This window comes from Enterobacter cloacae complex sp. SHL021 (genome assembly GCF_049237765.1).
GTDB lineage: Bacteria > Pseudomonadota > Gammaproteobacteria > Enterobacterales > Enterobacteriaceae > Enterobacter > Enterobacter cloacae.
The window spans coordinates 213,032-225,250 of the sequence record NZ_JBMKJG010000001.1 but is presented as its reverse complement, the minus strand read 5'-3'; the positions used below and the strand labels follow the sequence as shown (position 1 = coordinate 225,250).

General features: G+C 55.5%; 12 protein-coding genes and 1 riboswitch. Of the genes, 5 read left to right on the top strand and 7 right to left on the bottom strand.

Annotated elements, in window-relative coordinates; all coding sequences use genetic code 11:
* Positions 1–39 precede the first annotated feature (39 nt).
* Together ACOTZF_RS01010 and ACOTZF_RS01005 are read left to right on the top strand one after the other, a co-directional pair.
* Complete coding sequence (locus ACOTZF_RS01010) at positions 40–483, top strand: winged helix-turn-helix transcriptional regulator (protein ID WP_013097204.1); 444 nt, start codon at positions 40–42, stop codon at positions 481–483.
* Between the two features lie 125 nt (positions 484–608).
* Positions 609–1,403, top strand: coding sequence for an SDR family NAD(P)-dependent oxidoreductase (locus ACOTZF_RS01005; RefSeq protein WP_129252616.1), 795 nt, complete (start codon positions 609–611; stop codon positions 1,401–1,403).
* A gap of 1 nt (position 1,404) precedes the next feature.
* Here ACOTZF_RS01005 and ACOTZF_RS01000 read toward each other — a convergent pair whose 3' ends face one another.
* Positions 1,405–1,764, bottom strand: a complete 360-nt coding sequence (locus tag ACOTZF_RS01000) for a winged helix-turn-helix transcriptional regulator (RefSeq protein WP_013097206.1) — start codon at positions 1,762–1,764, stop codon at positions 1,405–1,407.
* A gap of 100 nt (positions 1,765–1,864) precedes the next feature.
* On the opposite strand from ACOTZF_RS01000, the gene ACOTZF_RS00995 reads away from it, so the two are divergent.
* Positions 1,865–2,614, top strand: a complete 750-nt coding sequence (locus ACOTZF_RS00995; protein WP_013097207.1) for an SDR family oxidoreductase — start codon at positions 1,865–1,867, stop codon at positions 2,612–2,614.
* 1 nt (position 2,615) lies between these two features.
* Here ACOTZF_RS00995 and ACOTZF_RS00990 read toward each other — a convergent pair whose 3' ends face one another.
* Entirely contained in the window at positions 2,616–3,119 is a 504-nt protein-coding gene (locus ACOTZF_RS00990; RefSeq protein WP_023620983.1) for a DedA family protein, read from the bottom strand.
* A 156-nt stretch (positions 3,120–3,275) separates the two neighbouring features.
* Positions 3,276–3,445, top strand: a riboswitch (M-box (ykoK) riboswitch).
* Positions 3,446–3,504: 59 nt separating this feature from the next.
* Between ACOTZF_RS00990 and ACOTZF_RS00985 the strand changes: the two genes are divergently transcribed.
* Positions 3,505–4,506: a magnesium transporter gene (locus ACOTZF_RS00985; RefSeq protein WP_129252614.1), complete on the top strand. Its 1,002-nt coding sequence runs from the start codon at positions 3,505–3,507 to the stop codon at positions 4,504–4,506.
* 42 nt (positions 4,507–4,548) lie between these two features.
* Here the strand turns inward: ACOTZF_RS00985 and ACOTZF_RS00980 are convergent, their stop codons facing one another.
* Positions 4,549–5,625: a LacI family DNA-binding transcriptional regulator gene (locus ACOTZF_RS00980; RefSeq protein ID WP_038419069.1), complete on the bottom strand. Its 1,077-nt coding sequence runs from the start codon at positions 5,623–5,625 to the stop codon at positions 4,549–4,551.
* 269 nt (positions 5,626–5,894) lie between these two features.
* On the opposite strand from ACOTZF_RS00980, the gene ACOTZF_RS00975 reads away from it, so the two are divergent.
* Positions 5,895–7,160 carry a maltoporin gene (locus ACOTZF_RS00975; RefSeq protein ID WP_013097211.1) on the top strand — a complete coding sequence of 422 codons (1,266 nt, stop codon included), beginning with the start codon at positions 5,895–5,897 and terminating at the stop codon, positions 7,158–7,160.
* Positions 7,161–7,262: 102 nt separating this feature from the next.
* On the opposite strand, the gene ACOTZF_RS00970 is transcribed toward ACOTZF_RS00975, so the two are convergent.
* From ACOTZF_RS00970 to ACOTZF_RS00955, 4 genes are all read right to left on the bottom strand, one after another.
* A complete protein-coding gene (locus tag ACOTZF_RS00970; protein ID WP_129252612.1) occupies positions 7,263–7,505 on the bottom strand; it encodes a PTS transporter subunit EIIB in 243 nt (80 codons plus the stop codon).
* 564 nt (positions 7,506–8,069) lie between these two features.
* Positions 8,070–10,127 (bottom strand): beta-galactosidase, encoded by a 2,058-nt coding sequence (locus ACOTZF_RS00965; protein ID WP_129252610.1) that lies wholly within the window; start codon positions 10,125–10,127, stop codon positions 8,070–8,072.
* 29 nt (positions 10,128–10,156) lie between these two features.
* Positions 10,157–11,359, bottom strand: a complete 1,203-nt coding sequence (locus ACOTZF_RS00960) for a glycoside hydrolase family 53 protein (protein WP_108453596.1) — start codon at positions 11,357–11,359, stop codon at positions 10,157–10,159.
* Positions 11,360–11,361: 2 nt separating this feature from the next.
* On the bottom strand, positions 11,362–12,213 hold the full coding sequence (locus tag ACOTZF_RS00955) for a sugar ABC transporter permease (protein ID WP_129252608.1): 852 nt from the start codon (positions 12,211–12,213) through the stop codon (positions 11,362–11,364).
* Positions 12,214–12,219: the final 6 nt, after the last annotated feature.

Below are 12,219 nucleotides of genomic sequence, written 5' to 3'. Positions count from 1 at the left end.
AGTTTTATAATAAAACTACATACGCCCGGAGATTTGCCTGTGAAACGCACCCGTCTTGAAGAGAGTACCTGCCCTGTCGCCCGTTCGCTGGATATCATCGGCGACTGGTGGTCGCTGCTGATTGTTCGCGACGCATTGCGTGGGATTAAACGCTTCGGCGAGTTCCAGAAAAGCCTCGGTATCGCGAAAAACATGCTGACCGCGCGGCTAAAACTGCTGGTCGATGAAGGCATCCTCCGGCTCCAGCCCGCCTCCGACGGCAGCGCCTGGCAGGAATACGTTCTGACCGACAAGGGACGCGCACTCCAGACGGTGCTGGTTGCCCTGTCCCAGTGGGGCAATGAATTTTTGTTCGCGGAAAACGAATGCGGCACCGTTCTCGTTGATAGCGAACAGCGCAAACCGCTGCGTAAACTGCTGCTTATTGCCGACGATGGCCGCGAACTTACGCCTGAAGAGATCGTGGCCAAACTCCCCTCCTGATCGTTCCCGACGGCAAAAGCACAAAATGACCACCAATATAGTTGCATTATAAAACCAAATAGCAGACAGTGAATTCAGTTTCATATTGAAACCAAATAACCCACTTTGCTTTGAGGTAACATACGATGACTACGCAAATCACTACCGCCCTGATTACGGGTGCCTCTTCCGGGATTGGTGCCGTCTATGCCGATCGCCTTGCCGCGCGCGGCGCTAACCTGGTCCTGGTCGCCCGCCGCGAGGATCGGCTGCAAACCCTCGCCGCCGACCTGCGCGCGCGCTATGGCGTGACCGTCGATATTCTGGTGGCCGATCTCACCGATGAAACCGGGATCCGCGCGGTAGAAGACGAACTGCGTAGCAATACCGCCATTGATGCGCTGGTTAACAACGCCGGCACCGCGCAGATGGCGCCGTTCCTCGCGGGCTATGTGGCCCAGCATCAGGCCATTAACACCCTCAATACCACGGCGCTGATGCGCCTGACCTATGCGATCCTGCCGCGCCTGGCGCAGAATAACCACGGTACGCTTATCAATATCGCCTCGGTGTTGTCCCTGCACGTGCGTGCAGGCAGCGCGCTGTACAGCGCCACCAAAGCCTGGGTGCTCAGCTTTACCCGTGGGTTACAGGAGGAGTTTGCCGACAGCAACCTGCGTATTCAGGCCGTGTTACCCGCCGCAACGGCAACAGAAATCTGGCAGCATTCCGGCGTGACGGTGAACGATCTGCCGGAAGGCTCGGTGATGACCACTGACGATATGGTGGATGCTTCGCTGGCGGGTCTGGATCAGGGCGAGCTGATTACCATTCCGCCAATGCATGATGCCAGCCTGTGGGATCGCTACGAAACGGCACGTCTGGAGCTTTTTAACAGCGCCCGCACCGGCATTCCGGCGCCGCGCTATGTAAAACAGTAGGCTAACGCTCAAGCTGGTCGCCGTACTCACTCATCCAGGCGGCCAGCGGCGAGAGCGCCCCTTGCAGGGTCAACCCCAGCCCCGTTATCTGGTACTCCACGCGCGGTGGGATCTCCGGGTAAACCGTGCGCGACACCAGCCCGCGCTGTTCGAACAGCCTGAGCTGCTTCGTGAGTTCTTTTTGCGTGATGGGGGCGGTAGCGCGGAGCAGATCGCCAAAGCGTACCGGCGCATTGAGGATAATCAGGCGATAAAGAACAGGGATCGCCCACTTCCCGGAAATCAGGTTCACAAACTGCGTCATCGGGCAGACATAAACCTCAGAATTTTTTTCACAACGTATATCGAGCAATTCCGCCATAGCACACCTCTTGCCGCATTAGTATCCAATTGGTACCTGGTTTCCTTTCGATACTAACGTTTCTATAGTGCTTTCTCCAGAGACATTTCAGGAGAAGAACATGGGTCGTTTAGCAGGTAAATATACGCTGATTACCGGCGGAACCAGCGGCATTGGCCTTGCCACTGCGCAGGTGTTTCTCGCCGAAGGGGCGCATGTCGCCGTCACCGGTCGTAACCCGGAAACGCTCGCCGAAGCAGAGCGCATTCTGGGCGATAAGGCCTGGGTGATCCCGACCGATGCGGGAGATATTGCTTCGCAAAAAGCGCTGGCGGAGACGCTTGCCGCCCGCTGGCCACGCCTGGACGCGGTGTTTCTCAACGCCGGCGACGTGACGCACGCACCGCTGGAAGCGTGGCAGGAAGAGGCCTGGGATCGTCTGATGGGCATCAACCTGAAGGGACCGTTCTTTTTAATTCAGGCGCTGCTGCCGCTGCTGAATAATCCGTCCTCAGTGATCCTGTGCGGCTCCGTAAGCGCGCGCATCGGCCTGCCCACCAGCAGCGTGTATGCCGCGAGCAAGGCCGCTCTGCTGTCGCTGGCACGCACACTGTCGGCAGAGCTGTTACCACGCGGCATTCGCGTTAACGGTCTGAGCCCCGGCCCGGTAGAAACCCCGGCCTTTACGAAAACGGGCTTAAGCGAAGAAACGCTTAACGCGATGATGGCGGAGATCATCAAGCTTGTGCCGCTGGGCAGAATGGGCTCGACGACGGAGCTGGCAAAAGCCGCGCTCTATCTGGCCTCCGACGAATCCAGCTATACGGTAGGAACGGAACTGCTGGTGGACGGCGGAATGGGAAGTTTGTAACTTAAAAGGCGCTGATGCCGGTGACAATGCCGACATACAGCGCCGCCCAGACGGCGGCAGAAAACAGGCTGACCGCGTAAACCTTCACCCGGTTGAGCCTGAGCATGCCCGCCGCCAGCGGCACGATATAGCGCAGTACCGCCAGAAAACGGGCGGTGAAGAGCACCAGCACGCCGTTTTTCTGTAGCTGATGCTGCACCCGCAAAAATGTATCGGCATGTTTTGAGGTAATGCGCGTCACCAGCCGCGTATGCCCCATCAACTGACCGATATGATAGTTCAGCAGCGAACCGAGCGTGGCCCCCATTACCACCGCCAGCCACGTCAACGCCGGATGCAGGCTCGCCTGGCTGACGGTGATCCCAGTCAGCAACATCACGGAGGCGGGCGGCAGCACGGAGGAGATCAGCACCGTGGATTTACTCAAAGCCAGCACGAAGAGCAGCGCAAAGAGATGCGTCGGATAATGCGCAAAATGATTGAGCAGATTGTCAAACCACGCCACCTTGCTCTCCTCGTGAATATTTACCCTCCCATTAAAGTCGAGCAAGTTTAAATAAAGGCTCAACGCGTCATGAATAATGAATACATAAACATTCCCTAAACATTTTTTAAATTCCAGAGCGGGAAAATAAAATAAGCGTATTATCCCGCTGGTTTACAACGATCTCGTTATGGCGAGGCTCCTGTACAAATACACGTTATCGCTCTGGCAGGTTCGAGAGAACCCGCACAGGGTAAAACAGGCACTGTCGAATCAAGGCTTTGTCAGTATAACTTCCCTTACGGGATACGGTGTACAGTGCTGAACCCAGGACGTGGGGATCTCCTCTTCGACATGCCCTGTCTTGCTCGCCCCTGAGAGATTTTTTATTCAAAGGGAATTCACTATGTCTTACGCTATTCACAACCAGAACCCGGTATTCAATGACAGCGCTATCGCGCAATATATGAATACCGATTTTATTGTCCTCGATATTTCATTATGCGTGGCGCTGGCGCGCGAGCAGTTTTTCGAAAAATTAAAAGACGATGATATTCCGTCGCATATTTTCATTGAAGATCAGGGTCGCCTGGCAGGCATGATTGCGGTACGCAAATTACTGCAAACCACCGATACCGTACAGCCGGTAAAATCGCTGATGCTGTCGCAATTTCTGCAGGTCAAACCGGAAGATGAGCGGGCCGATGTCGCCGGACTGCTGGCCCACAGCGGTGCGGATGTGTTGCCTGTTGTCACCCACGGCAAGCTGGTTGGCTGCCTCACCGAGCGAGAAATGGCTCACCTGCTGGAAGACGATGTCACCGAAGATGCCCAGCGCCAGGGGGCCACGCTGCCGCTGGAAAAGCCCTATCTGGAGACCAGCGCCTTCAGCCTGTGGAAAAAACGCTCCGTCTGGCTGCTGCTGCTGTTTGTCGCGGAAGCCTACACCAGCTCGGTGATCCAGCACTTTGAAGAGGCGCTGGAGTCCGCCATTGCGCTGGCATTTTTTATCCCGCTGCTGATTGGCACCGGCGGGAACAGCGGAACGCAGATCACCTCCACGCTGGTGCGCGCCATGGCGCTGGGTGAAGTGCATCTGCGCGATGTTGGTCGCGTACTTTGCAAAGAGATGACCACCTCACTGATGATTGCCGTCACGCTCGGTATTGCCGGGTGCATCCGCGCATGGATGATGGGGATTGGGCTGGAAATTACCCTTATCGTCAGCCTGACGCTGGTGTGCATTACGCTGTGGAGTGCCATAGTCTCGTCCGTTATTCCCATGGTACTCAAGCGCTGCGGCATTGACCCGGCCGTCGTCTCCGCGCCGTTTATCGCGACGCTTATCGACGGTACCGGGCTGATTATCTACTTCAAAATCGCCCAGTATACGCTGGGGCTGGAGTAATCTTACGAGCACCTCTTTCCTGTGATTGAGGTGCTCATTCCGCTACACATCACCCAGTTGATGCGCAATCTCGCGCAGCTGCTGAGCCAGCGCCTGGAGGTTTTTTCCCTTCTCCCCTTTCGGCCCGGTGGACTGTCGCACCACCAGACGGGCAGGTAAAATCGAAGACATGCGCAGGGCACTCTCTTCGCCGCTGTCCAGAATGCGGCGCACCGCCTCTTTGCCCTGCAGATCTAAATCCAGTGAGACCGTCGTCAGCGCCGGGTAGAAGAACGAGCTTTCGTAGGTATCATCGTAGCCAATCACCGACTTCTCGCCAGGAATGGAAATCTGCTGCTGGTGGAAGGCGCTCAGTACGCCCAGCGCCATCTGGTCGTTGGCCACCAGTACGGCGGAAAACTGCGGCGTTTCGCGCAACATCTGCAGCGCACCGGCATACCCGCTCTGCGCATCCCAGTTGCCGCGGATCACCGAAGCGGGCTCCAGCCCGTAACCCTTCAGGGTTTCGATCCAGCTTTTTAGCCTCAACTGTGCCGACACAGAGGACTCCGGCCCCGCCAGCAGGGCGATGTCGCGATGGCCCAGCTCGTAAAGGTATTTAACGCTGGCGCGGGTCCCATCCGCCGGGTTAAACGAAACGTTAAACACAGAACTGTACGGGTCGACATCCAGGAAAAGACAGACGATATCGTCGTTGTCGGTGGCGATTTTCTGCGCCTCTTCGGCCTCCAGAGGCACGTTAATGATCACCTTGCTCACCAGCTGGGACTTCAGTTCGTTGATAGAGTCCTGAATACTTTGGTTGACGTTCTCATCTATCATCGAGATCAGTACCTGGTATCCCTCCACGTTTGCATAGCGTTTTACCGCTGCCGCCACCTGAGAAGGCGCGTGCAGAGCCAGTGAAATGGTCACCAGCCCGACGGTCTGGCTCTGCTTGCCTACCAGTTGCTGGGCCAGGCGATTCGGCACATACCGCAATAACTCTATGGATTTCTCAACCTTGTGGCGCGTGGCCTCGGATACATTGGCAGATTTATTCAGTACCCTGGACACGGTCTGATAGGAGACGCCTGCATGGCGTGCGACGTCCTCTAACGTTGCGCTTTTCGACTTCATGGTCCGGTTCCTTATGTTGTTATGCGATGATTGTAACAGGGGCGCTGTAAAAAAACGCTCACTGCCCTCACCTCGCAGACATAACACCATCAAAAAGTATTACGTTCACAATGCCATAATTTGTGGCACAGCTCATCACTCGTAACAAAATTGTCTATTTTATTTGCAGTTAATCACACATTTAGAATCGTTCAATTGCCAGCCAGAAGGTTTAGGCATTTTATGACAGCGGATTTGTGAACGTATTACAAAACAATAAGAGGGTAACAATGAACACGACGATCCGCTCTGTATCCGTTGCGCTGGCTGCCGCGTTAGCGTCTCCATCGCTGTTTGCTGCGTCTTCAGTACCGATTGATTTTCATGGCTATCTTCGCTCCGGCGTGGGCGTCTCACGGGATGGTGGGATGGAGGAGTGGCAGAAGAACAAAATTGGCCGTCTGGGTAACGAAGCCGATACCTACGGCGAGCTGGAACTGGGCTCTGAGGTCTACAAAAAGAACGACGTGAGCTTTTATCTCGACAGCATGGTGAGCATGGTGTCTGACGGCTCTAACGATAACGAAACCACCTTTGGCGACGACGCTCAGTTTGGCCTGCGTCAGCTTAACCTGCAGATCAAGGGGTTGATCCCGGGCGATCCGAATGCGGTTATCTGGGGTGGGAAGCGCTATTACCAGCGTCATGATCTGCACATCATTGACACCAAATACTGGAACATCTCGGGATCCGGTGCAGGTATTGAAAACTATACGCTCGGCCCTGGCGCGGTCTCCGTGGCCTGGATCCGCGGCGATGCCAACGACGTGGACTACCGCGTTGACGGTGATAACGACGTGAACATCAATTATATCGATCTCCGCTATGCGGGCTGGAAACCGTGGGCAGGCGCGTGGACGGAAGTGGGTATTGACTATGCCATGCCAAACCCGACCAACAAACAGAAAGAGTATGGCGGGCTGTACGAGGCCGACAACGGCGTGATGGTAACCGGAGAGATCAGCCAGGACATGCTGGGCGGCTATAACAAGCTGGTGCTGCAGTATGCCAACAAAGGTCTGGCGCAGAACATGGTTTCCCAGGGGGGCGGCTGGTACGACATGTGGAACTATGTGAACGATGCCAGCGGCTACCGCGTGATTAATACCGGCTTAATTCCCATTACCGACAAGCTCTCCTTTAACCACGTCCTGACCTGGGGTTCGGCGGATGACACCACGCAGTATACCGATAAATCGCGCCTGATTTCGCTGGTGGGCCGCGCGCAGTATCAGTTCACCGAATATGTGCGTCTGATTGGTGAAGTGGGCGGGTTCTACCAGAAAGATACCTATACCGACGGTTCAAACTACAAGCAGAGCGGTGAGAAGTACACGATCGCCTTAGGTCTGGCGGACGGACCTGATTTTATGTCACGTCCCGAGCTACGGGTGTTTGCCTCCTACCTGAATGATTCCGAACATGGGAAATCCTTCGAAGACGGCACCGCCAGTAATACCTGGAACTTCGGCGTGCAGGTTGAAGCCTGGTGGTAATATTTATTTCTAAAATGCGTTAATCGTTATTGTATCTCCAACAACTGGCAGTTTATTCGCCTGTTTCGGGATAGCCATTATTTTGGCTATCCCTTTTTTTATTTATTGATTAAAATGTTCATCTAATAACTGACGTAAGGCATCAGACTGCCTGCCAAATATGGCATGCACCTGCTGGCCAATAATAATTACCCCCAGCGCCCCTTCATTCTGTAACGCCTCAGAGTCAATTTTATTTAAATCTTTTACCGTCACGCGCAGGCGGGTAATACAGGCTTCGACGTGTTCGATATTATCGTCGCCGCCAAACGCGGGAATTAAACGCTGGGTAATTTGACTGTCCATAATACGCCTCATTATATGCAGATAAAAAAATGCCTGCTCGTGGAGCAGGCGTTCTGTGCCTTTTTGCCCGGACGGTGCGGTCTGATGCCCTCACCCCAGCCCTCCCCCTGTGGGTTGAGGGATCCCCAGTATTTTTTTACCGAAAGCGATGAATGTTGCTTCAGGAAAATGAATAACTTACAGCGATGCCCTGGTCCGGCTGTAAATTGCTGAGGCGTTTCCTGCAGGCCGGGGCGAGGCGCAGGGATGCGCCGAGAGGGCGGATTTACAGGGATGTTACCTCCGCCCGTCCCCGATAAGCCGGAAGGAATAAGCCGAGGGCACCGCGAAGCGGCGATTTACCGCCGGGAGCCCGGGTCGCCAGGGCGGTGGCGACTGAGCCGCCCTGGCACGTTCACAAGTCATGCCGTTACAGAGTAGCAAGGAACATAAAGTGAACGGAATGACCTCTACAGCCATATGTTCCCCCTCACCCCAACCCTCTCCCTCAAGGGAGAGGGGGTCCTCCGTGCAGGCATTATTTTGTGGGGAACCCTCAGCCCACAGGGAGAGGGAGAAAATCAATTACGCTTTACGCCTGAGCACACGACAGTCCCAGGGCAGCAGAGCGGTATCGCCCGCAGCAGCGGCGTCTGTCATGCAGTCGGTATACCCCTGTGGCAGCGTGATGTATTGCTGCTGTGCCGTGTAGTTCTGCACAAACACCCAGGTGGTTTCGCCATCCGTGCGTGCCGTGGCAACCACGCCCGGCGGGAGTTCACCCTCGATGGCGCGCGGTAGTGCCAGCTCGTTGATAATCCCGGCAAAGAAATCGCGCTGGAACGGCAGATCGTTACGTGAAGCGACATGCCACGCCTTGCCTTTACCGACGCGGTTGACCGTTACCGCAGGGCGACCTGCGTAGAAATCATCGCGGTAGGTCGCCAGCACCTGTGCGGACTCAGCGTGGATCAGCTCGCATAAATGCCGCACCTGATACGGCCCCTGCAAACCTGCCGCGTTGCCTGCCAGCCCCTGAATCAGGTTGCGCTCCCCCTCGCCCAGGCACTCGATCTCTTCCGCCCAGATGCCCAGAAGCTTGCGCAGCGGGCCAGGGAAACCGCCCAGATGACAGAGATCGGTCTCATCCACCACGCCGGTCCAGTAGGTCGTCACCAGATGCCCGCCATTAGCCACAAAGGCTTCTGCCCGCTCGGCAAACCCTTCGCGTACCATATAAAGCATGGGGGCCACCACCAGCGCGTAGTCGCTCAGATCGCCGTCAGCGTCAATGACATCCACCGCAATGCCTTTTTCCCAGAACGGACGATAGTGCTCGTTGACGGTTTTTTCGTACTCCATTCCCATATTGCGCGGACCTTCGGCATCATCCAGCGCCCAGCGGTTTTGCTGGTCGAAGACAATCGCCACCCGGGCCTCGGTACGGCAACCTGCGACCTCCGGCAGGCGTGCCAGCATCTCGCCCAGACGCGTCACTTCACGCCCGACGCGGGTATCCAGATGACCCACGTGGTCGATAACCGCGCCGTGGAATTTCTCCACCGACCCGCGGCTTTTACGCCACTGGAAGTACTGCACCGAATCCGCTCCGTGCGCCACCGCCTGCATCGACGAGAGAATATGCATCCCCGGCTTTTTCAGCTTGCTGGTTGGCTGCCAGTTGGTGGTGCTCGGCGTCGACTCCATCAGCACGAAGGGCTTACCGCCCTTCAGGCTACGCATCATGTCGTGATACATGGCGGTGTAGCAGGCGAGCGCCGTTTCGTCTTTCTCCCTGTGCCACATCGGGTAGCTGTCCCAGGAGATAAAGTCGATCGCCTTCGCAAGCTGCCAGTAGTCGTAGTCGTAGAAATACTCCATAAAGTTGGTGGTTACCGGCAGTTCCGCATTCGCTACTTTTAGCGGGGCCACTTCATGGCGGCAGAAATCGGTCACCTGTGCGGTATTGAAGCGACGCCAGTCGAGGTTGAGGCCGTGAATCGACACTTCTCCCTGCGGCGCAGGGGACTCTATCTGCGACCAGTCGGTGTAGGTGTGGCTCCAGAAGGTGCTCCACCACGCGTGGTTCAGCGCGTCCAGGGTTTTATAGCGCGCCTTCAGCCAGTCGCGAAAACGTGCCTGACACAGGTGACAATGACATTCGCCGCCGTATTCATTAGAGATGTGCCAGCCCAGCACCGCCGGATGGTGTGAATAACGCTCCGCCAGCAGGCGGTTAATGGTGAATGTCTTCTCACGGTACACTGGCGATGACATGCAGTGGTTATGTCGGCCTCCGTGCAGCGCGGGCACCCGGTTGCGCCCGACGCGCAGCACCTCAGGGTATTTTTGCGACATCCACGCCGGACGCGCGCCGCTTGGCGTAGCAAGGAAAATATGAATACCTGCCGCATACAGTTTTTCAATAATATTATCCAGCCACGCAAAATCAAATTCCCCTTCACGCGGCTCCAGCTTTGCCCAGCTAAATATGCCCACCGACATCACATTACATTTTGCCTGCTGCATCATGGCAATATCTTTTTCAATAATACCGGGATAATTCTCCCATTGCTCCGGGTTATAGTCGGCGCCATGCAATAACGCCGCGACCTTTGGGCTTAAAGGCGCAAATTTATTCATATTAAAAACGTCCTGAATGAAGATAAAAATTATTTAAATACCGTTATTGATGGCAGCACTTTTCCCTGGCAATCAAATAACGCCTGATTCTCGCGGGCATTCCCCTCTTTCCATTCGTCATGGATATATTTCATGCCGGCTTTGGTCGCCCACGTGGTGCCCGGTACGGCAATCCAGGTCGGCTCCCAATAAAAGATGCCTTTGCCACGGTGGTCCGGAACATCAATAACGGACTGCATTAAATCGTGAATATAATCGTACTGGCCCTGAACGGTACCCGGATAGCCGCCGTCTTTTTCTTCTTTCGCCTGGAAGCTGTTCTCAGCGTTATCGCAGTTGTCCAGCGTATAGCCGTATGCCGCTTCCACCACAATCACGTCTTTGTTATAGCGCTTGCTGATGTCATCCATATTGGCCTTCAGCGCGCTAATCGGGCCGTTCCAGTAGGTGTACATTGACAGGCCGATGATATCGAATGGCACGTCGCGCTTCGCGATTTCGTCAAACCACCAGCGGAAGGTGTCATTTTTAGTGCCTTCGGCCAGGTGCAGCATGATTTTCACCTGCTCGCCGCCGGTCAGATTCTCTTTTAGCCCGCTAATGGCGGCGTTGAGCAGTCCGGCCAGACGGTCAAACTCGCCGCCGCCCTGCCCCCAGCTTTTGCCTTCCGGCCACAGCATGCCGCCGTTGATTTCGTTACCGATCTGCACCATGTCCGGCAGGACGCCCTCTTTCTTAAAGCGGGCGATGGTGTCGCGGGTGTAGTCATGGATCGCCGTTTTAAGCTGCGGGTAGTCCATCTTCTCCCAGGCTTTCGGCTTGAACTGTTTGCCCGGATCGGTCCAGAAATCGCTGTAGTGGAAATCGAGCAGCAGCTTCAGGCCCTGCGCCTTCACGCGCTTCGCCAGCGCAATCGTGTTTTCCAGGTTGTTACTGCCACCGCCATAGGTCTTGCCGCTCGCATCCTGTGGATCAACCCAAAGGCGCAGGCGTACATAGTTCACGCCGTTGGCCTTCAGGATCGCAATCGCATCCTGCTGCTGGCCGTTCTGGTTATAGAATTTCGCGCCGTGTTGTTCGGCTTCCAGTAGGGTCGAAATATCCGCCCCCTTAATAAAATCTGCAGGCATGGCGTTAAACGGACGCGTTTTCACCGCGTCGGCAGCAAAAGCACTCGCGGCAAGGCCACATGAGAGGCAAACGGCGAGCAAAGCGGGTTTGAGTCTTTTCATGGTTATCCTTTGGTACTCCCGGAGGTCAGGCCGGAGACGAAGTATTTTTGTAACGCCAGGTAGAGGATCGCCACCGGCACCGCAATCAGGACCGCGCCTGCCGCGTAGGTGGTGTAGCTGGCACCCATTTTTTGCGCCACCAGGTTATAAAGCCCGATGGGTAAGGTGTATTTGTCCGGGGTGCGCAAAATGGTGCTGGAGAGGATGAAATCCCCCAGCGGCCCGGTGAAGGAGAACAGCGCCACCACCGCCACAATCGGCTTCGAAAGCGGCATGATAATTTCGATGAAAATCCGGAAATGACTGGCCCCGTCCATGCGCGCGGATTCATCCAGATCTTTCGGGATGGCATCGAGGTAGCCTTTCATCAGGTAAGTGTTCATCGGGATCATGCCGCCCACGTAGATCAGCACCAGCGCCAGATGACTATTGATAAGGCCCAGCAACTGCGACAGCACGAAGATGGCAATCAGCGCCGAGAACTGGGGGATCATCTGCAGCAGCAGGAACAGCATCAGACCGTTCTGGCGCCCCTTAAAGCGAAAGCGCGAAAACGCGTAGGCGGTAAAGCTGACGCTGATTAAGGTCAGTACCATGGTCAGGAAGCTGATTTTCATTGAGTTCCAGTACCAGGTCATGTAGTTCACCTGGCCGTTGAACAGGTCGGCATAGTGCTGTACCGAGAAGTTCTCTGGAATAATCGACGAGCTCAGCAGGCTATTACCCGCGTTAAACGACGCACCGACCGTCCACACCAGCGGGTAAATGATGATTATCGAGACCAGCACGATAACCAGCCAGGAGAGCGAGAGGCGAACCCACTTCTCACGTTTAATACTTTGTGATTGAGCCATTGTTCC